20 protein-coding genes and 1 pseudogene (1 of these 21 only partly in view) are annotated in these 19,971 nt (G+C 35.9%); 20 read left to right on the top strand and 1 reads right to left on the bottom strand.

Annotation, left to right across the window (positions count from 1 at the left end):
* The first annotated feature begins 651 nt into the window (after positions 1-651).
* The 15 genes and pseudogenes from HHT355_RS11145 (at position 652) to HHT355_RS11075 (ending at position 13,374) form a co-directional block, all read left to right on the top strand.
* A complete protein-coding gene (locus HHT355_RS11145) occupies positions 652-1,017 on the top strand; it encodes a hypothetical protein (RefSeq protein ID WP_103203522.1) in 366 nt (121 codons plus the stop codon).
* Positions 1,018-1,472: 455 nt separating this feature from the next.
* Positions 1,473-1,820 (top strand): PadR family transcriptional regulator, encoded by a 348-nt coding sequence (locus tag HHT355_RS11140; RefSeq protein ID WP_103203521.1) that lies wholly within the window; start codon positions 1,473-1,475, stop codon positions 1,818-1,820.
* Positions 1,807-3,165 carry an FtsW/RodA/SpoVE family cell cycle protein gene (locus HHT355_RS11135; protein ID WP_103203520.1) on the top strand — a complete coding sequence of 453 codons (1,359 nt, stop codon included), beginning with the start codon at positions 1,807-1,809 and terminating at the stop codon, positions 3,163-3,165. Before HHT355_RS11140 ends, HHT355_RS11135 begins: the two co-directional genes overlap by 14 nt.
* 78 nt (positions 3,166-3,243) lie before the next feature.
* Positions 3,244-3,459: a protein kinase family protein gene (locus tag HHT355_RS11130; RefSeq protein ID WP_103203519.1), complete on the top strand. Its 216-nt coding sequence runs from the start codon at positions 3,244-3,246 to the stop codon at positions 3,457-3,459.
* A 12-nt stretch (positions 3,460-3,471) separates the two neighbouring features.
* Positions 3,472-4,041: pseudogene (locus tag HHT355_RS11125) on the top strand (APH(3') family aminoglycoside O-phosphotransferase); the annotation flags it as partial.
* A gap of 20 nt (positions 4,042-4,061) precedes the next feature.
* Positions 4,062-4,553 carry a GNAT family N-acetyltransferase gene (locus HHT355_RS11120; protein WP_103203517.1) on the top strand — a complete coding sequence of 164 codons (492 nt, stop codon included), beginning with the start codon at positions 4,062-4,064 and terminating at the stop codon, positions 4,551-4,553.
* Between the two features lie 119 nt (positions 4,554-4,672).
* Complete coding sequence (locus HHT355_RS11115; RefSeq protein WP_103203516.1) at positions 4,673-5,395, top strand: M48 family metallopeptidase; 723 nt, start codon at positions 4,673-4,675, stop codon at positions 5,393-5,395.
* 367 nt (positions 5,396-5,762) lie between these two features.
* Positions 5,763-6,326, top strand: a complete 564-nt coding sequence (gene ahpC / locus HHT355_RS11110) for an alkyl hydroperoxide reductase subunit C (RefSeq protein ID WP_103203515.1) — start codon at positions 5,763-5,765, stop codon at positions 6,324-6,326.
* A gap of 11 nt (positions 6,327-6,337) precedes the next feature.
* Positions 6,338-7,873, top strand: a complete 1,536-nt coding sequence (gene ahpF, locus HHT355_RS11105; RefSeq protein WP_103203514.1) for an alkyl hydroperoxide reductase subunit F — start codon at positions 6,338-6,340, stop codon at positions 7,871-7,873.
* 593 nt (positions 7,874-8,466) lie between these two features.
* Positions 8,467-8,838 carry an ArsR/SmtB family transcription factor gene (locus HHT355_RS11100; protein ID WP_103203513.1) on the top strand — a complete coding sequence of 124 codons (372 nt, stop codon included), beginning with the start codon at positions 8,467-8,469 and terminating at the stop codon, positions 8,836-8,838.
* A gap of 181 nt (positions 8,839-9,019) precedes the next feature.
* Positions 9,020-9,241 carry a cation transporter gene (locus HHT355_RS11095; protein ID WP_103203512.1) on the top strand — a complete coding sequence of 74 codons (222 nt, stop codon included), beginning with the start codon at positions 9,020-9,022 and terminating at the stop codon, positions 9,239-9,241.
* Between the two features lie 3 nt (positions 9,242-9,244).
* Positions 9,245-11,098: a heavy metal translocating P-type ATPase gene (locus HHT355_RS11090; protein WP_334293595.1), complete on the top strand. Its 1,854-nt coding sequence runs from the start codon at positions 9,245-9,247 to the stop codon at positions 11,096-11,098.
* Positions 11,099-11,379: 281 nt separating this feature from the next.
* A complete protein-coding gene (locus tag HHT355_RS11085; RefSeq protein ID WP_103203510.1) occupies positions 11,380-11,868 on the top strand; it encodes a deoxycytidylate deaminase in 489 nt (162 codons plus the stop codon).
* 23 nt (positions 11,869-11,891) lie between these two features.
* Complete coding sequence (locus tag HHT355_RS11080) at positions 11,892-12,281, top strand: hypothetical protein (protein ID WP_103203509.1); 390 nt, start codon at positions 11,892-11,894, stop codon at positions 12,279-12,281.
* The gene (locus HHT355_RS11075; RefSeq protein ID WP_103203508.1) at positions 12,274-13,374 is read left to right on the top strand and encodes a hypothetical protein; all 1,101 of its coding nucleotides are present in this window, start codon (positions 12,274-12,276) and stop codon (positions 13,372-13,374) included. Before HHT355_RS11080 ends, HHT355_RS11075 begins: the two co-directional genes overlap by 8 nt.
* Here HHT355_RS11075 and yyaC read toward each other — a convergent pair.
* Positions 13,353-13,952: a spore protease YyaC gene (yyaC, locus tag HHT355_RS11070; RefSeq protein ID WP_103203507.1), complete on the bottom strand. Its 600-nt coding sequence runs from the start codon at positions 13,950-13,952 to the stop codon at positions 13,353-13,355. The two genes, HHT355_RS11075 and yyaC, sit on opposite strands and share 22 nt — an antisense overlap.
* Before the next feature lie 373 nt (positions 13,953-14,325).
* On the opposite strand from yyaC, the gene HHT355_RS11065 reads away from it, so the two are divergent.
* From HHT355_RS11065 to HHT355_RS11045, 5 genes are all read left to right on the top strand, one after another.
* A complete protein-coding gene (locus HHT355_RS11065) occupies positions 14,326-15,588 on the top strand; it encodes a LysM peptidoglycan-binding domain-containing protein (RefSeq protein ID WP_158245959.1) in 1,263 nt (420 codons plus the stop codon).
* A gap of 226 nt (positions 15,589-15,814) precedes the next feature.
* Positions 15,815-16,967 (top strand): IS3 family transposase gene (locus HHT355_RS11060; RefSeq protein WP_456298587.1). Its coding sequence is split into 2 segments (ribosomal slippage): positions 15,815-16,086 and positions 16,085-16,967, totalling 1,155 coding nucleotides; the frame shifts between segments, so codons are not numbered across the junction.
* Positions 16,968-17,366: 399 nt separating this feature from the next.
* On the top strand, positions 17,367-18,512 hold the full coding sequence (locus HHT355_RS11055) for a DUF5711 family protein (protein WP_103203505.1): 1,146 nt from the start codon (positions 17,367-17,369) through the stop codon (positions 18,510-18,512).
* Between the two features lie 40 nt (positions 18,513-18,552).
* A complete protein-coding gene (locus tag HHT355_RS11050; RefSeq protein WP_103203504.1) occupies positions 18,553-19,221 on the top strand; it encodes a CvpA family protein in 669 nt (222 codons plus the stop codon).
* 54 nt (positions 19,222-19,275) lie between these two features.
* Positions 19,276-19,971: the 5' portion of a bifunctional 4-hydroxy-2-oxoglutarate aldolase/2-dehydro-3-deoxy-phosphogluconate aldolase gene (locus HHT355_RS11045; protein WP_103203503.1), read on the top strand. Its footprint extends 267 nt past the window's final position; 696 of the gene's 963 nt are visible here — the first part of the coding sequence; its start codon is at positions 19,276-19,278; the stop codon falls past the right edge of the window.

Below are 19,971 nucleotides of genomic sequence, written 5' to 3'. Positions count from 1 at the left end.
TATATTTTATGTATTAGTTTTAAGGGATAAGGAATAAGGAGCAAGGCCGAAATTAAGATAAATCAATGGATTGGAAGATTGAATGGAAAAGAAAATGAAATGAAAAATGGACAAAATCCCCCCTTAACCCTTCCCCCTTAACCCTCAATCCTAAAAGCACTTTATTTTCATTTTTTGCCCTAAAAATTGAGAAATGAAAGGACTTTAGGAAGTAAGGAATAAGGAAAGAGGAATTAAATGGGAAATTGGAAGAGAATAACAAGCCAGTATTTTCAAGGGTTTGAGGGGGATTTGTGAAAGGAGTTTATTTGAAAAAGGAAAGAAGTTTATTTGGGTTACATATTTGTTTATATGTAAATATTAACTATACCTATGAAATTTATAATGTTAATGAAGAACATAGTAAGTAACTCAATAAATAAATAATATTACTTTACTTAAACAGATTTTATTACAAGTAAAATAATACAAATATATCTTGAACATGGTTTATTAGGTTAGAAACCTTCTAAACCATATTTTTTTGTAATTATAAATATTTTTTTACATACTATATTTTCATTTTGAAAAAAGTAAAAAAGTGATATTATAAATACAAATAACGGTAAAAAAGAAAATATTATATATAATGTTTTGAAGGGGAGAGTTAAAATGCGAGGTAAATATCTATATATTATCATTCTTTTATTTATGGTTTTTGTACTTACTGCCTGTTCGTCCAAGAAATCATCAGAGATTGAACATCGGGCTTATGTTATGACCGAATCGGAAGAGCCTATAAAACCGACAGTTATACTATCTGACGATAATAAATTTTCCTTTTCCTATTCGCCTTTAAGCAGCTATATAGCTATAGGAACTTATGAAATAGATGATAGTAATATAATTCTGAAAACTGATGACGGATTATATAAATATGTGTTTAAAATTGAAGATGGCGCTTTAATATTTAATGCAAATGAATCGTCATCAATTCCGTCATACGCTGAGGTACCTGATGGGGCCATTTTCGAATAATAATCTTAGTCTGTCATTAATGAACAATTACTGTAAAGATGATATAATAGGAATATTTATATAAGCTTATTTAGTCAGACTAGGAAAAGATGGACTTACATCAATAAAGTAGACATAAAAAGTTTAACTTCCTATGCAGCTCCGGTATATCAGGCTACTTTGATAAGAAAAAAGGATATTGAAGATTTAAGTTCTTTCAGGGAGTTTATTACAGAAAAGTTTAAAGGAAGATATAAAAGGCTCTAATTAAATGTTTTATATATATGAAGAACTTATAATCTCATAATTAATTTTTGAACTTTTTGATGTTAATAACAGTCTTATTGAGCTATATATTTAGGCACTAAAGTTAATATATTTTAGGTGGCTTACTATATTTGCGTATTTTTTTATTGACATATATATAACATCTATATATATTATATATAGATAATCGATATATAGGAGGTCTATATATGACTGTTGATAAAAGCCTGATGTCGGGAAGTACAACAATACTAATTTTAAAAATGCTTGAAGAAAAAGATATGTACGGGTATCAAATAATAGAAACTTTGGCCCAAAGATCGAATGATACTTTTAATTTGAAAGCAGGAACGCTTTATCCTATCTTACACAATCTTAACAAGCAAGGGTACGTAGAGTCCTATGAAAAGGAAGAAGGCAACGGGAAGGTAAGAAAATATTATCATCTTACTTCAGAAGGCAAAAAACTTCTTAAGGAAAAACACCAGGAATGGATAACTTTTTCTTCGGCAGTTAATAGAATTTTGAACGGAGGGGTTAGTTATGAATCCGTATGATGAAATAAAAGCATATAGTAAGACTGTTTGTGAGCAAATACGGTGGAAAAAAGCCCATAAAGTTATTGCTGAAGAAATTGAAAATCATATATGCGACCAGAGAGATGCCTATATTCTTCAGGGGGACGATGAAATAACGGCTACCAAAAAAGCTATATTACAAATGGGTGATGCGGTATCTGTCGGTATGGAACTTGACAGAATTCACAGGCCTAAACCTCAGTGGATAATGATTTCATTAACTGCTCTTTTAATGTTAATAGGTGCGTTGGCAAATTATTTTATTGATAAATCGGAATATACTTTATTTTGTTTTGCACCTTATATTATTGCTTTGACTGTATTTTTAATATGTTATTTTCTTGACTTTACTGTTTTAGGCAGATATGCCGGGTATATTTATTTGCTTGTTTTGGCTTTTTCAGCCTTTCAGATATTACTAGGCAAATCTGTAGGGGGCAGAATGTATTATTCGACAGGAAGATTTACTGTAAGTTTGTCATACCTTACTTTGATATTTCCGCTTGCATATGCTCTCCTTTTTTATTCTTTACGTCATATGAATTATAAAGGTATTGTATTATGTGAAATAGGATTTGTCTTGTTTGCAGTTGTTTTATTACTTATACCATCATTTTTCGGTTTTATAATTTTTTCTATAACTGCATTTGCTAACTTTTATATCTGTGCTTTAAAAGGGTGGTTTGGTTTTGATAAAAAACAGGGTTTGCTTTTAGCGCTTATAATTCCAATCAGTGCCGTTATTCTTGCTCTTGTTTATATAATAATAAATCCTGGTTTTTTAACCGGAATTACTTTTGCATTCAATCCATATAATGAAAGCGACGGTTACGGCTACCTGTCTTGTCTGATTAGAGATCTGCTGGTGAATTCTAAATTTGTGGGCAAGGGTTCCGTACCTTACCGGTTTGAAAGTAATATACCGGAAATACCTTTTGCAAAAACAGATTATATTCTGACCGCAATAACTTATAATTTTGGCTGGATTGCTTTCATAGTAATAATTGCAGTTATCTTGGCGTTTTCGGTATTGGGAATATATTATGTAACCAGGCAAAGAAGTGTTTTGGGAACATTATTATCATTATCAATAATTTTAACACTGATTTTGCAGGCAAGCCTTTATATTATCAATAATCTTGGATTTGGAATAATACCCGAAGTATCAATGCCTCTTATTTCTTATGGCAAAACGGCATTAGTAATTAATTCATCCATGATTGGTTTTATGCTTTCTGTCTTTAGGACCGGTGACATAATAAAAGACAGCAGTATATCTTTATTAAAGCCACAATCAAGAATTTTTATGAAAATGGAGAATTAATAGCAAACCGGACCAAATCAATCATGGTTTTTAGTGTTACTAAAATCATTAATTACAGATTACAGGAGAATGGTATTAATGGATACGAAAAAATGGTTTTTAGAAAACCTGCCTGTTGAATTAAGAAAAGAAATCAATAAATGTGCATGGGAACAGAATACGGTAGGAATGTCGGGGGCATATACATATAGGCTGACAGATGCAAAAAAGCAAAACCGATATCTTAAAATAATGCCAAAAGTGCTTAATAATAGCCTTAAAAGGGAAACAGAAATAATGAAATGGCTGGAATGAAAGCTTCCGGTCCCGAAAGTTTTATTATTTATAAATGATCAGGAATATGAATATCTCTTAATGACAGAAGTTGAGGGGGCTTTTGCCTGCGATCCTTCTTTTAACAGTGATATGCCAAGGCTTGTGAGATTATTAGCCGAAGGCTTAAGGATGATACACAGCATAGATATAAAAGAATGCCCTTTTGACTGCAGATTGGAGATTAAGCTAAAGGAGGCCGAATACAGAGTGAAAAACGGGCTTGTTGATGAAGATAATTTTGACCATATCAGACAGGGAATGAAAGATGTGGAAGTGCTTGAGGAGTTATATAAGTTAAAGCCTGCCGATGAAGACCTGGTTTTCACTCACGGTGATTATTGCTTACCCAATATTTTCATAAATAACGGAAAGCTTAGCGGATTTATTGATTGGGGCAGAGGAGGAGTTGCAGACAGGTATCAGGATCTTGCCCTGGCCGCCAGAAGCTTTGAACATAATTTTGACGCTAAGTGGGTACCTCTTCTTTTTAAGGAATATGGAATTGAAAATATAGATTATTCAAAGGTTGAATATTACAAATTGCTGGATGAACTATTTTAGGACGGGGTCGGGTGGTATATATGAATGTTGATATAAGAGGATACGAGAAAAAAGATATTTTGGAAGCTATAGCCATATGGAATGAAGTTGTCGAAGAAGGCGTGGCTTTTCCGCAGACGGAGGTGCTTACGGAAAGCAGCGGAGATGAATTTTTTAGTGAGCAGACATTTACAGGAATTGCTTATGATATGGATAGCGGTAGAATTGTCGGATTATATATACTTCATCCAAACAATGTGGGACGCTGCGGACATATCTGCAATACCAGCTATGCAGTTAAAAAAGAATTTCGCGGTAAAGGAATCGGCAAAAAGCTTGTGATTCATTCCATGGAAAAGGCGAAAGAGCAGGGGTTTAGGATATTGCAGTTTAATGCAGTGGTAAGATCTAATGAAAGGGCTTTGCGCCTTTACGAAAAACTGGGTTTTGTTAAATTGGGCATAATACCGGGCGGATTTTTAATGAAGGACGGTACATACGAGGATATTATACCGCATTATCGGATATTATAAAAAATCGTTTTATTTAAATATGAGATTTTCATAGCTTGATTAGCTTTATTATGTTTTTAGAAAAATGGGAAATGTATAATTTATTTAACTTTTAGAAGAATGAGGAGATTTAAAAACTGATGAAATATAAATCGGAAACAAGACAGGTTGAATGCGGACAAAACTTAGTGACATATACACTTACAAGGAAACCGGTAAAGAATATCAATATCCGCATAAAACCGGACGGCAGAATACTGGTATCGGCCAATAAAAGAGTACCGTTAACATATATAGAAAACCTTATAAGAGAAAAGCAAGAATACATTTCCGGTGTTTTAAAGAGATTTGAAGAAAGGCAAAAACAAGTCCTACCGACGCTGCCGGCAAAATATAAAGACGGAGAGAAAATAAGGTTTTTGGGTGAATACCGAATTATAAAAGTTATAGAAGGGAGTCCGGAAACTGTATTTTTGGACGGCCAAGAAATATATATTAGGGTAAAGAACAAAGACGATGAGAAGCGCAAGGAAGGCTTGGTTAACAAATGGCTAAAGGAGCAACAGGAAAATATTTTTACACAGATATGTACGGAAACACACAGGATGTTTGAAAAATACGGAGTTAAGTATCCTGTAATTAAAATAAGAAAAATGAAATCAAGATGGGGCTCATGTCAGTGGCAAAAGGGTATTATAACATTAAACAGCCGACTGATTGAAACTCCAAGAATATGTATAGAATATGTTGTACTGCATGAATTTGCCCACTTTATACATCCGAATCATTCAAAGAAGTTTTATGAATTAGTGGAATCACTGATGCCTGATTATAAAGTTAGAAAAAAAGAATTAGAAAAATAAAATAAAAAAGCAATAAATGATAACGTAAAAAACCTACGGATCAAAGAAACCGTAGGTTTTTTAGTCTCTTAAAGCCTGATAATCCATTCAAAAACAAAAGACAGATACTAGTAGTTTAAATATATTACAGGTGTACTTATGCCTTACATGCTGTCCGGACAAATAATTTACTTGTGACTGTCTAAAACAAAGCTTTTATCTAATCTAGAGCTTTGCAAGTTATGCATGTTAACAATTTACATAAATTATCCCAAATTTTATTAAAATACCTCTTGACAAATGGCAAAACTCATACTAATATAATAACAGTAATAATTACTATTATTAATATATTACATAAATAAAATAATTGTAGGAGGTATAGAACATGTCATTAGTAGGAACACAAGTAAAGCCTTTCAAGGCACAAGCATACCATAACGGTAAATTTATTGAAGTAACAGAAGAAAGCTTCAAGGGACATTGGAGTGTTGTTTGCTTCTATCCTGCAGACTTCACATTCGTATGCCCTACAGAGCTTGAAGATCTTCAAAATATTTATCCGACCTTAAAGAGCATGGGTGTTGAAGTTTATTCTGTATCTACGGATACCCATTTCACTCATAAGGCATGGCACGATACTTCAGAAACAATCAAAAAGATTGAATATATAATGATCGGCGATCCTTCTCATGTAATTTGCCGTAACTTTGACGTGCTGATTGAAGAAGCAGGTCAGGCAGACCGTGGAACATTTATTATCGATCCGGACGGTGTGATTCAGTCTATAGAAATTAACGCCGGCAATATCGGTAGAGATGCTGACGTTTTAATTAATAAGATTAAAGCAGCTCAATATGTAAGAAATCATCCGGATGAAGTATGTCCCGCAAAATGGAAAGAGGGTTCGGCAACATTAAAGCCCAGCTTGGATCTTGTAGGTAAAATCTAAGGAGAGAGCTTATGATACTTGATACAGAAATCAGAAACCAACTGGCAGAATATCTAAAGCTATTAGAAGGCGAAGTACTGATTAAAGTAAGTGCGGGAGCCGATTCTGTATCAAAGGATGTTTTATCTTTAGTTGAGGAACTTAAAGCTTTGTCTCCTAAAATTAAATCCGAAGAGGTTAAGCTTCCTCGTACACCAAGTTTTAGTATAAATCGTATTGATCAGGACATGGGGATCACCTTTGCGGGTGTTCCCCTTGGTCATGAGTTCACTTCATTGGTTCTGGCCCTTTTGCAGGTCAGCGGAAGACCTCCCAAGGTGGACGATAATATAGTACGCCAGATAAAAAACATAGATGCCAAACTTAACTTTGAAACTTATGTAAGTTTAAGCTGCCAGAACTGCCCTGAGGTGGTTCAGGCTTTAAATATTATGAGCGTACTCAACCCGAACATAACCCATACCATGATTGACGGCGCAGCATTTCGGGATGAAGTAGAAAGCAAAGAGATTATGGCTGTTCCGGCCATATATCTTAATGGAGAATTCTTCGGAAGCGGACGCATGACTATAGAAAAGATTTTATCTAAACTTGATGTAGAAGTTGCGGATAAATCGCAATTTGAGAATAAAGATCCTTTTGATGTTCTGGTTATCGGCGCAGGTCCCGCAGGTGCCGCAGCGGCTGTATATGCTGCAAGAAAAGGAATAAGAACAGGAGTTGTTGCTGAACGTTTCGGCGGACAGGTAAATGATACAATGGGCATCGAAAACTTGATAAGCGTAAAATACACCGAAGGACCTAAACTGGCTTCTGCCTTGGAAGAGCATATAAGAGAATATAACGTGGATATCATATACCCTCACAGGGTTAAGCATATAGATAAAAAAGACATGATAGAGGTAGAGCTGGAAAACGGTGCTGTTCTAAAGAGTAAAACCGTAATTATAGCTACCGGAGCCCGCTGGAGAAATGTAAATGTCCCGGGTGAAGCCGAATTTAAGAACAAGGGAGTGGCTTACTGCCCTCATTGTGACGGGCCATTATTTAAAGACAAACGGGTGGCTGTAATCGGCGGCGGAAATTCCGGTATAGAAGCAGCTATTGATCTTGCCGGAATAGCAAGCCATGTAACGGTACTGGAGTTTATGCCGGAACTTAAGGCAGACCAGGTATTGCAAAAACGCTTGTACGAGTTGCCCAATGTAACGGTTCTTAAAAATGTCCAGACCAAAGAAATAACCGGCGACAAAAAGGTTAACGGCATAACTTATATTGAACGGGATACCGGTACAGAAAAACACATCGAGCTTGAAGGAGTATTTGTCCAGATAGGACTTGTACCGAATACCGAATGGCTTGGAGATTTTGTGGAACGCAACAGAATGGGAGAAATTGTGGTAGACAGTCACAATGCCACCAATGTACCCGGTGTTTATGCAGCAGGTGACTGCACAAACAGTATACACAAGCAAATAATTATATCTATGGGTTCAGGCGCCAACGCTGCTTTAAGCGCTTTCGAGTATCTGATAAGAAATAATTAACGAAGAGTTTAATACCGCATATGATATTAAGAGGATACCGCAAATAAGAGAAAAGATTTTTGCGGCATCCTCTTTTTATTATATGTTTTTTCATTTTATATTTATTGCATTTATAATCTTAAGAGTATATAAATAATTGCATTAAGCAGGTATTCATGCAATGTCTTCCGGTGTTTTATTCAATACATAAAGATCAAATTAATACATTAATATCAAATTAATTTATAAATCAAATAAATATATTAATATCAAATTAAGATATAATGCATACTCTAGTTTTTAGCAATTAATATCTGAGTATTTTATAAAGAACTATACGCTGTTATTACATTAAAAAACAATTATATAATAAATTCTTTAAAATATATGAGCAAATATTATATATATATTGACATTTACAAAATTTATGCATATAATATAAACAAACATATGAGCAAACATTCATATATTCTATGCCTTATTCATATATTAAAAACAGAATAAAGTATATATAGTATAAAAGACAGTACATAAGATTAATACAAAGAGGAAGACTAACGATAGATTAATAAACAGGATAGATCAATAAACAGTAAAGAAACGGGGGTAAGGCAATGACCCAGAAAAATCCTACGGAAGACAGATGCTACTGTGAGGTTATACATGAAGAAGTTGTAAACAGGGTACGCGAAAAAATGCCCAAAGAAGAAACTCTTTATGATTTGGCGGAATTGTTTAAAATGTTTGGTGATTCTACAAGGATCAGAATTTTATGGGCTTTAGATGAAGCTGAGATGTGTGTCTGCGACATAGCTGCTTTGCTTAACATGACCCAATCGGCTATTTCCCATCAGCTAAGAATTTTAAAACAGGCAAAACTTGTAAGGAACCGTAAAGAGGGCAAGGTTGTATATTACTCATTAGATGACGAACATGTAAGGTTAATTTTTGATCAAGGTTTGGCTCATATAAGCGAAGAGAGATAATGATTATCAAAAATAGCAATTAAAATATTTATACTTGTGTGGATATATTCTTATATTGTAACACATGAATAATTGCTCAAGTGTTCATTATATAATAAATAATCAAGAAAATAAAACCTTAAATTCTTGTCTTTAGGCTTTATTATAAAATATAATATTCGGATTTTGGAGGATGAGTTATATGAAAAAGAAATATATTATTGAAGGTCTTTGCTGTGCAAATTGTGCCTCAAAGATCGAAACAGCAATTAATAAATTAAGCGGTGTAAAAGAAGCAACTGTAAATTTCATGACGCAGAAGTTAATTATTGACGGGGACGATGAACTTATGCCGGAAATTATTAAGGAGGCTGAAAAAATTGTTACTAAAATAGAGCCGGGCGCAAGACTGAAGAATGCATAGGGGATGAAATTTATGAAAAAGCGTATTTTGCGAATACTCTTTGGTGCACTGATATTGGTTTCGGCAATTATAACGGAAAGGTACTTTAGACAAATCGGTGTAATCTTATATTTAGTAAGCTACTTTCTTATAGGCGGAGATATATTATTTAACGCTGTAAGAAACATACTAAGAGGCAGTGTGTTTGATGAGAACTTTCTTATGGCACTGGCAACGGTAGGGGCTATGTTTATAAGTGAATATACCGAAGGTATTGCGGTTATGCTTTTATACCAGATCGGTGAAATGTTTCAGGACTATGCAGTTGATAAATCGAGAAAATCTATTGCGGATTTGATGAATATTCGGCCTGACCATGCCAATGTAAAAGTTGATGATACTCTGGTAAAAAAGGAACCCGATGAAGTAAAGGTTGGGGATATCATAGTGATTAAAGCCGGAGAGAGGGTTCCTCTGGATGCCATAGTGGTTGAAGGAACATCCCTTATGGACACATCTGCCTTAACCGGTGAATCCATACCCCGTGAAGTGGAGCCCGGTGATGAGATACTAAGCGGATGTATTAATGTAAACGGACTTATAACTGCCAGGGTTACAAGAGAATATGGTGAATCTACCGTAAGCAAAATTTTGGACCTGGTAGAAAATGCAAGCAACAAGAAATCCCGCTCGGAAAAGTTTATTACAAGGTTTGCAAGATATTATACGCCAACAGTTGTAATACTGGCGGTTTTATTGGCATTTGTTCCGCCTCTTATTATTAAAGATGCAACATTCGGTGATTGGATTTACAGGGCTCTTTCTTTTTTGGTTGTCTCATGTCCCTGTGCCCTGGTTATTTCTATTCCGTTAACATTTTTTAGCGGTATAGGCGGGGCATCCAAAAAAGGTATTCTGGTAAAAGGAAGTAATTATTTTGAAGCCTTGGCCAATACTGAGATTGTGGTTTTTGATAAAACAGGAACTCTTACAAAAGGCGTGTTCGGAGTTAAAGAAGTACATGCAAAAGAGGTATCCGAAGAAGAACTTATAAAATTGGCCGCTTATGCGGAAAGCTACTCCAATCATCCCATATCTCAATCTATTTTGAAAGCCTACGGAAAAGAAATTGATAAAAAAGCGATAACCGACGTGGAAGAAATATCAGGCCATGGCGTTATAGCAAGGGTAAACGGAAAAAAGATTGCAGCGGGTAATGCTAAGTTAATGAAAAAGTTAGGTATACCATATTTTGATGGAGAACTGGCCGGAACTGTAGTTCATGTGGCGGTGGATAATATTTATGCAGGATACATTTTGATTGCCGATGATATAAAGAGCGATTCTGCTCATGCAATTAAAGAGCTTAAGAATTCAAATATAAAGCAAATCATAATGTTAACCGGAGACAGCGTTAATGTGGGAGAAAACGTTGGAAAGGAACTGGGCTTAAGCAAAGTATATGCGGAGTTGTTACCGGCCGATAAGGTGGAAAAACTGGAAGAACTGCTTTCTCAAACATCCGGTAAAGGCAGCCTTGCATATGTCGGTGACGGAATAAACGATGCTCCCGTGCTTGCCAGAGCAGACGTGGGAATCGCCATGGGAGGACTGGGATCCGATGCTGCGATTGAAGCGGCCGATGTGGTCATAATGACCGACGAACCGTCAAAAGTTCCGTTGGCTATCAATATAGCTAAAAAGGTTTTGGGAATTTCCAATCAGAACATAGTGTTTGCTTTAGGCGTTAAAGTATTAATTCTATTGTTAAGTGCTTTGGGAGTTACAAATTTGTGGGTTGCCATATTTGGTGATGTGGGAGTAGCCATGCTCGCCATATTAAATTCTTTCAGGGCTATGATTATTAAAAATAAATAAGCTGCAAAAACTGATTCGGATATGTCCGGGTCAGTTTTTTTTAGGTATAAATATTTGTCGGCTAAAAAATATACATAATCTTGTTATTTATAATTATTAAAGTGGAGGTATTTATAATTTCGATATTTGAAAATAATAATTTTGTAAAAGCTATGGCCATACGCATTAATAAAATTAATATTAACACGGGAAATTTTAAGAAAAGTCTTTCATAAAAAACCATATTCGTATAAAATAAAGACAAAAAGTATTATATTTAATATTACCGGAGGAACCTACATATGAAAAGAAGGGACAAGGTAAATTACTATCTCGATTTGGCTGAAACTGTGGCTCAGAGAGGCACTTGCCTAAGAAGAAAATACGGAGCCGTTATTGTTAAGAACGATGAGGTAATATCTACGGGTTATGTGGGGGCACCAAGAGGAAGAAAAAACTGCTGTGATTTAGGGGAATGCATAAGAACAAAGCTTAATGTTCCCAGAGGGGAACGCTACGAACTATGCAGGAGTGTTCACGCAGAAGCAAATGCCATAATAAGTGCCTCCAGGGATCAGATGATAGGAAGTTCTTTATACCTTACAGGTATCGAAACCGATACCGGCGAATATGTTAAGAATGCCACCTGTTGTTCGATGTGCAAGCGCCTTGTTATAAATGCGGGAATTAAAGAAGTCTATATAAGAGATACCAAGGATGACTTCCGGCTTATTGATGTTGCCGAGTGGGTTGAAAACGACGAATCTTTGGAAGGGATATTCGGTTATTAAAAATACGGGGACGGTAAACGATCATGGGATTTTTTGAGGGTCTTTTTATATCCAAAGAGGAAAGGGAAAAAAGAGATAGAGAATACTTAAAAAAAATATTTCCTTACGGGGAAAAACAAAAGCAAAAGGTACAGGATATACTTTATGCTTTTACAGACAAAAAACATAGGCCTGAAATTATGATGCATTATATTTTAATCAAAGAGGGAATGATAGATTCCGAATCAAAGGATTATGATTCGGTGGCGAAAAAGATAGAAAAAATGAAATTGGTTAAATTGACTTCCGAACAGAAAGCCTGCATACGCCTTTTGATTTTTATAGACCTGGAAATAGATGAAAACTTAAATTATCCTACTCCTGATGAATTAAAAGCAAAAGCTGCAAAAGAAGGGGGAAATAGTAATGGATGAAGGTAATATATTACTTGAGGGTGTGCAAAAGCTAAATGAGATTAAGGCAGATCTTACTGAGCTTTACAGATATAAGGACAAAAACGACGATCTGATTGTAGAACTTAAAAAAATAGAGAAGAATATTCAGAGTCTTAAGAAAGCGGCAGAAGACGAGGTACAGGCAACGGTTAAAAAACGCAGGTCTGAAATCGAAACGGCTTATGATAAGCAACTGGACAAAATAAAAGCCGATATGAAAAAAGTTAAGGATAAAAGGGATAAGAGAAAAGACAGAAAAATATCGGAAAGAATTGATGAAGAGACAGCTTCTTTACGTGAAGAAAATCGCAGGCTTAAATTGGAAGCAAAGTCTTTGTTCAAGCAAAAAAATGTTCCGGCTTTTTGCAACACCGGGCTTTACTATGCATTATATTTCCCAGGATGTTTCAGGGATTTTATAATCATTCTTATTAGCCTGGCACTGACTTTGTTTATAATTCCGTGCGGCATATACTATTATGTTCTTCCAGAAGAAAAAATTATATATCTTGCTGCCCTTTATATTGCTACCGTGCTTGTATTCGGCGGCTTATACCTGTTAATCGGAAACCGCACAAAGGATAAGCATGGGGATATAATCAGGCAGGGCAATAAGATTCGCCATGATATAATTAAGAACAATAAGAAAATAAACAATATAAAAAGGAATATAAAAAAGGATAAAGATGAAAGCACCTATGGGCTGGAAAATTTTGATGAAGAATTGGCAAGGCTTGATAAAGAAGCACAGGATCTTACCGAGCAAAAAAAAGAAGCACTGATGACATTCGAGAATTCTACTGTCCCGATTATCAGTGCCGAAATTAAAAAACAGTATGACGGAAAACTCTTGGCCCTAAAATCGGAATATGAAAAAATCAAGGCAGAGGTAAGTACGGCAGACGAAAAAATAAAGGCCTTAACCCTGAAATTAGCCCGCGAATATGAGCCATATATAGGTAAAGACCTTATAACATTTGATACTCTTGATACTTTAATTAATATAATCGAAGCCGGCAATGCAGCCAATATATCTGAAGCGGTACAATTTTACAGAAAAAATATGGGATGAGGAAGCTGAGCTTTTAGGTGGCTTAAGCAGTAGTTAATAGCAAGACATATTTGGTCTGCCAGGGACATTACCACATTTAACCGGGTTGTCTGTAAAAGCATATGTTCCAGCATTCCCGAAAAATTCACTATGCCTGTGATGAATAAATCTCCTACCTCTGGCAAATCTTTGTTGACACCCGCTCCGGGTTTTAACGGCCCTTCACCCAAGGCAATATATCCGATGTGTTCTGATTTGCCAAGGGAAGCGTCAATTGCAATGATAAAAGCATTATCATGTTTTTGATATATTGTTTCAATGGTTTCTTTAAGATTTTTGGCATGAACCGGGTGTTCAAGAGTACCGTAGATATGAAAATTCGGATGGTTAAGATACTTGGACAGCTTATAACCTATTATAGGGCCCAGGCTGTCACCTGTGGCACGGTCAGACCCGATACATAAAAATATAATATTTTTATTATACAAGACGTGTTTTTTTATCAGCGCTGACAATGCCAATCCCAGTTCATAAGCGGCGTTTTGCTTGGACGAATCAAAGTAAATAGTTCTTTTTTTATTTTTATAGAAAATACCCATAGTACCTCCATAATTCCGATGATTAATTTACGCTAGTTTAAATCCTTACAAATCAAATTTTGCTATTACTTTTACTTAAATGTTTTATGAAAATACGCTTAGGTTAAGTATTACCAAAATCTTTAAAAATAGACATTCAAAACCAAATGAATCTTAAATTAAAATCCCAAAATCATACTCAAAACGCAATTATTTTAATTATTTTAGGGTTTAAAATTAGAAATTAGGCGTATTTGTGAATTAACAGTAGAACTTTGAAGATAACTTCTTACCCTTCCCAAACCAAATACGACATACTGCCTGTCCAAATTATGCTAATATAGTAAGAAAGCTGTGCATAATAAGTATTTTGTTTCAGATGGGAGAAGGGTCTATGGTAGAATCGGTTTATAGTAATGATAATGCTGAAGCAAATCGTGCATGCAGAGCACAGACAAGCTTTAAGATGCCAAAAAATATCAGGCAGGTCGGAAAAAGCAATGTAACTAAAAAAATTTATGTAGAGGATTATGTGATGACCTTTGCCAGGTATCTGGCAGGAGATGATTATTCTTCGTGCCGGATAGCCGTATTGGTAGGTCAATATGTCAAGCTTGAAAGCGGAAACTGTCTTTTTATATCAGGAGCAGTGGAAGTAAAAAATATTGATGCTGCGAATGAAATAGTATTTACTAACGATCACTGGACCCAGATATATGAAGATATCAAAAAGTATTTTCCGGAATATGAAATAGTGGGATGGTTTATCGGAGGTCCGGGGTATTTACTGGAGGATAAGGAAAAAATTCTAAAGACACACCTGGATAACTTTGCGGGACAGGACAAGACCCTGCTTACATATGACAATATTGAAAAAGAAGAAGCGTTTTATTTATACGAGAACGGCAGTTTATGTCGTCAGGAGGGATATTACATATACTACGAGAAGAACGAAGAAATGCAAAATTATATGATTGACCATAAACAAAAGCCCAGCGAGGAAGCCCAATATGACGACCGGGTCTCAAGAGAAATCAGGGCCGTTATTCAAAACAAGAAAGGATCTGCGGATGAAGTAAAAAGTATAAACCGGCTGGTTTATGCGGCTGGTACTTTACTGGCTGTCATTATTCTGGTTGTGGGTGCGGCTATTTTGAATAATTACGATCAGATGAAAAATATGCAAAATACACTGAACGCATTATCTCAAAATTTAAAAGAGGTTGAATCCGTATTTCGTACTAAAGAAAATCAGCAGGAAAATACGGATCAAAATTCAAAAAAGACTAATGAAGCCGCCACAGACAAGGAAGGCAGCCTGAATGTTGAGGTAGTACCCGGAGGAATAAAACCGCTGGAAGAAAATAACGAGAAAAAAGAAGATGAAAAATCAAATGATAATGTAGCTGATTCTTCCGCAAACAGCCAAAAGGCCCAGAAATCTGAGCAAGCCAAAAATACAGAAACCGCTGATGCAAATAGTGAGGTAGTAATCAGCGGAGGGGTAAAGTATTATACGGTTAAAGCAGGGGATTCCCTTGCCGGAATAAGCTATAAACTTTATAATTCTGCCAATTATATTTCCGTAATCAAGGAACTTAATAATATAGAAGATGAAAATTTGATTTATATAGGGCAGAAGCTGATAGTACCGTAAATATAAATTTACCCGGTAGACTGCATCTTACCTTTTATATCTTAAACCTCGCATTAATTTAGGCAAACGAATTTTAACAATGTATTTATAGATATAATTACATAACTGCATATACAGGCGGTTTTATATGGTGATTAAGATTTTTAAATGAGACAGTAACCATTTTATTATAATGATACCAGAAATTAAGACAGACAAAACGGCCAAAATAAGTTAGAATGGAACTATGGAAAAGAGAAGAAATTTTACACCGGAAGAAAAAGCAAAAATAGTGATTGAGGTCTTAAGGGAAGAAAGAACGCTGAATGAGATTGCTGCCGAATATGAAATACATCCGAACCAGCTAAGTCGCTGGAAGGCAGAATTCATAAGCAATGCAGGCAGAGTTTTCAGCAAGGAAACTGATGAAGTAGAGAAGGTCAAACAGTCGTATGAAAAGGAGAAGGACGAACTGTTTAAGCAAATTGGACAACTTTCATATGAGGTTGCCTGGCTTAAAAAAAAATCTGGCCGACTCTAAGTCCCGTGAAGACCGCATGAAGATGATTGACAGAGAAGAAAAGAAACTGAGCATCACAAAGCAAGCCGAACTGTTGGGAATTAACCGTACAAGCCTTTACTACAAGCCGGTTCCAGTAAATGATGAGGAATACCTGATTAAGCGTATTATTGATGAGATTTACACGGCTCATCCGGAGTATGGCTACCGCAGGATGACGAATATCCTGAACCGGGATTATCACATTCATATCAATCGAAAGCGAACCCGGCGTTACATGAGGGAAATGGGGATCCATGGTTTCTGTCCTGGACCTAATCTTAGCAAACGTCTGCATGGCAAGTATTTGTATCCGTATTTGCTGAGAGGCTTGAATATTGATCATCCAAACCAGGTATGGTCTATAGACATAACATACTGCCGGATGAAACGTGGTTTTATGTACATGGTAGCCATTATAGACTGGTATTCCCGGTATATTGTTGGATTTGAGTTATCAAATACTTTGGAAAGGACATTTGTATTAGAGGCAATAAAAAAGGCGATCAAACGGTACGGGAAACCTGAAATTATGAACAGTGACCAAGGTTCACAGTTTACCAGTGATGATTACATAAACTTACTAAAAAGTAACAATATAAAAATTTCAATGGATGGGAAAGGAAGAGCACTGGATAACCAAAGGATAGAGCGCTTCTTTCGATCTTACAAGTGGGAAAAGCTTTATCTTGAGGATTGCGAAACAGGGCACCAACTCCGGCAGATTACCAGGGATTATGTTGAATATTATAACAACCGGAGACCTCATCAGTCGTTAGACTACAAAACGCCAGCAGAGTATTATTTCGGGGTTTACAAACAGTTTCAGGCAGTCGTATAAAACCTTGGGGCTCTGCCCCAAACCCCGTCCTCGCCGGAAGGCAGCCGGTCTGTCATGACAGACCGGAAAGAAAAATGATGTATGTGTATTGGATGTCAAGGGTCAAGATGAACTCGCTTACGCTCGCCCTTGACATCCTCAGACATAGTAAATAAATGTAAAATATAGAAATTTAAAGAAAGGAGAATCTAACTTAGAAAAGCTGAAAAATTGTCTTGACAATGGGGGGCATTATATATAACTATAAATAACAGAGACGGTTGCCGCAGAGTTACATGTTCTTTTTTAAGTTGTGATTCTGCGGCATATTTTTTCTAAAACATAGTGTCTTTGATGATAAAATGATGTATAATTTCTATGAAAGTTATTTAACTATGTCACAAAAAGCAGGTGGCGACATTGAGGGATTACACAAAAAGAAGTAAAAGATACCGAAGAAACAGGGCTATAATAATAATAAGTTTGTTGGTTCTTATAGTTGTGTTATGTGTGGTTTATCTGATTAGACTTTTTAACCGCAACTATCAGGACTATGAGCTTATGAACAGAGTAGCAAATACCGAAGAAAACCTGGGTGGGTATCTGGAATACAAAGGGGCTGTAGTAAGATACAGCAAAGACGGTGCGGTTGCTATTGACAGCAAAGGAAATTTGCTATGGAACGGTTCGTATCAGATGGCGGACCCCATAGCGGATACATGCGATGATTATGTTGCTGTTGCTGACAGAGGCGGCAAGCAGATACATATATTTAACAGAAATGGCCTAAGCGGAAATATACAGACAAACCATCCAATAATAAAGGTGCAGGTAGCAAAACAAGGGGTGGTTGCAGCCCTAATGATAGAAGGAGAAAGCAGCTATATCGAAATTTACAGCAAAGAAGGAGAACTGCTGGGAGAAAAAATTTCAAATATGGCAAAAGACGGCTATCCAATGGATTTTTCTCTTTCAGATAACGGAGAAAAAGTGGTGGCAACATATTTTTGCCTAAAAAACGGTGAATTTGTAACCAATATCCTGTTCATGAATTTTGGCGGGGTTGGCAAAAACTATACCGACAGAACGGTCGGTGCGGATATATATAATTCCATACTGGTGCCAAGAATCACATTTTTGGATAACAATACGGTTTGTGCTTTTAAAGAAGACGGGCTTTTGATTTATGCCATGGAAGAAATCGCGGAATTAATTAAGGAAGTAAACATGGAAGGAAAGATAATAAGTGTACTGCACAATGAAAAATATGCAGGGATTGTGCTTAACAGCGAGAAAGATAATGAAAGAAGGCTTTTCCTTTATGATCTTAAAGGAAATCAGCTTATGGATATGAAACTGGATTTTAATTATGACAACATATATCTTTCCGGAGAAGAAATTATAATGTTCAATGATCTTTCCTGTGTGATATACAGAGCAAGCGGCAAAGAAAAATTCAGGTATACATTTACGACAAACATATCGGCATTATATCCGATTAACCATATTGACCGTTATTTCATGGTAAATCCGACGGAAATATGGGAAATACAACTGAAAGAATAATTTTACGGTAATGCTGTTTGTTTTAAGAAAGGGGATTTAAATGAACTGGCTTTTAATTGCGGTTTTGGCAATAATAATCATTAATGCCTGGATAGGTAAAAGGGTCGGATTTATAAAAATAGTTTTTTCTTTGTTTTCATTTATAATAACCTTACTGATAACAACATGGATAAGCCCTAAAATAAACGGTTTGCTTAAAAACAATGAAACCTTTTATCAAAAGACTTATCAAAAGGTTGAAAAGACACTTTCTTTAGATACAAAAGAAAATAATGACCAGGATGAGATGATTAATGATCTTCCTCTTCCCAAATCCATCAGGGAAAATCTTATTGAGAACAAGAAAAAGCAAGAAGCAAATATCAAGTCTTATATAGTATCCCGGGTTACCGGGATTGTAATTAATGCCATTGCATTTATTCTTACATATGTAGTGGTATTTGCAGGTTTATGGATAATCAGTGCGGCTATTAATATAATAAGTAAGCTGCCGATAATCAATCAGATAAATAAATGGGCCGGCTTTATAGTCGGAGGAATGCAGGGGCTTTTTATTGTTTGGCTTTTGCTGCTATTGCTTACCGTATTTGGCGGATCGGAATTAAGCCAAAGCGCTTTTAAACAGATTGAAGAAAGCAAATTTTTAAGCTTTATATATAATAAGAATTTTATCCTGCATATAGTCTTGAATGCAGTAAAACTGTTCTAGCGATACATGAAAATATTTACTTAAATAAATATATACTAGAAGGAGAATGTCAAAATGAACGAAGTATTAAGAAAGATTCAACTGACGGGTATTGTACCTGTCATAAAGCTGGATGATGCAAAAGATGCCGTTCCTCTGGCTAAGGCTTTGTGTGACGGCGGCCTGCCCTGCGCCGAAGTGACCTTCCGTACTGAAGCTGCAGAAGAGGCAATAAGATTAATGAGAGAAAACTTCCCTCATATGCTGATAGGTGCCGGAACCGTTTTAACTACTGAGCAGGTTGACAGGGCAATCAAAGCCGGTGCAACATTTATAGTAAGTCCGGGATTTAATCCTAAGGTTGTGCAATATTGTGTAGAGAGAAATATTCCTATTACACCGGGTTGCTCTACACCAAGCGATATAGAAGCTGCCATTGAATTTGGCCTTGATGTGGTTAAGTTCTTTCCTGCCGAAGCGGCAGGCGGCCTTCCTTTTATAAAAGCTATCTCGGCTCCTTATGTAAATATGAAATTTATGCCTACAGGAGGCATAAATGCTTCGAATCTTACTTCCTATCTGGACTTCCCTAAGATAATAGCATGTGGTGGAAGCTGGATGGTTAAGGACGAACTGGTTAAAGAGGGCGCATTTGACAAGATAACCGAGTTAACCAGAGAAGCGGTAAACAAGATGCTTGGTTTCGAACTTCGTCATATCGGTATTAATGCTGAAAATGAGGAAGAGGCTGACAAAATTGCTGGTTCCTTT

The organism is Herbinix hemicellulosilytica (assembly GCF_002904165.1).
Taxonomy (GTDB): Bacteria; Bacillota; Clostridia; order Lachnospirales; family Lachnospiraceae; genus Mobilitalea; species Mobilitalea hemicellulosilytica.
The sequence above is the reverse complement of the archived record's forward strand: the minus strand, read 5'-3'. Positions and strand labels throughout refer to the sequence as shown.

Excerpts from the sequence above, each read along its gene's own strand:
- HHT355_RS11145 (WP_103203522.1), top strand. The coding sequence starts at position 652 with ATGCGAGGTAAATATCTATATATTATCATTCTTTTATTTATGGTTTTT.
- HHT355_RS11140 (WP_103203521.1), top strand. The coding sequence starts at position 1,473 with ATGACTGTTGATAAAAGCCTGATGTCGGGAAGTACAACAATACTAATT.
- HHT355_RS11135 (WP_103203520.1), top strand. The coding sequence starts at position 1,807 with ATGAATCCGTATGATGAAATAAAAGCATATAGTAAGACTGTTTGTGAG.
- HHT355_RS11130 (WP_103203519.1), top strand. The coding sequence starts at position 3,244 with ATGGATACGAAAAAATGGTTTTTAGAAAACCTGCCTGTTGAATTAAGA.
- HHT355_RS11120 (WP_103203517.1), top strand. The coding sequence starts at position 4,062 with ATGAATGTTGATATAAGAGGATACGAGAAAAAAGATATTTTGGAAGCT.
- HHT355_RS11115 (WP_103203516.1), top strand. The coding sequence starts at position 4,673 with ATGAAATATAAATCGGAAACAAGACAGGTTGAATGCGGACAAAACTTA.
- ahpC (WP_103203515.1), top strand. The coding sequence starts at position 5,763 with ATGTCATTAGTAGGAACACAAGTAAAGCCTTTCAAGGCACAAGCATAC.
- ahpF (WP_103203514.1), top strand. The coding sequence starts at position 6,338 with ATGATACTTGATACAGAAATCAGAAACCAACTGGCAGAATATCTAAAG.
- HHT355_RS11100 (WP_103203513.1), top strand. The coding sequence starts at position 8,467 with ATGACCCAGAAAAATCCTACGGAAGACAGATGCTACTGTGAGGTTATA.
- HHT355_RS11095 (WP_103203512.1), top strand. The coding sequence starts at position 9,020 with ATGAAAAAGAAATATATTATTGAAGGTCTTTGCTGTGCAAATTGTGCC.
- HHT355_RS11090 (WP_334293595.1), top strand. The coding sequence starts at position 9,245 with ATGAAATTTATGAAAAAGCGTATTTTGCGAATACTCTTTGGTGCACTG.
- HHT355_RS11085 (WP_103203510.1), top strand. The coding sequence starts at position 11,380 with ATGAAAAGAAGGGACAAGGTAAATTACTATCTCGATTTGGCTGAAACT.
- HHT355_RS11080 (WP_103203509.1), top strand. The coding sequence starts at position 11,892 with ATGGGATTTTTTGAGGGTCTTTTTATATCCAAAGAGGAAAGGGAAAAA.
- HHT355_RS11075 (WP_103203508.1), top strand. The coding sequence starts at position 12,274 with ATGGATGAAGGTAATATATTACTTGAGGGTGTGCAAAAGCTAAATGAG.
- yyaC (WP_103203507.1), bottom strand. The coding sequence starts at position 13,952 with ATGGGTATTTTCTATAAAAATAAAAAAAGAACTATTTACTTTGATTCG.
- HHT355_RS11065 (WP_158245959.1), top strand. The coding sequence starts at position 14,326 with ATGGTAGAATCGGTTTATAGTAATGATAATGCTGAAGCAAATCGTGCA.
- HHT355_RS11050 (WP_103203504.1), top strand. The coding sequence starts at position 18,553 with ATGAACTGGCTTTTAATTGCGGTTTTGGCAATAATAATCATTAATGCC.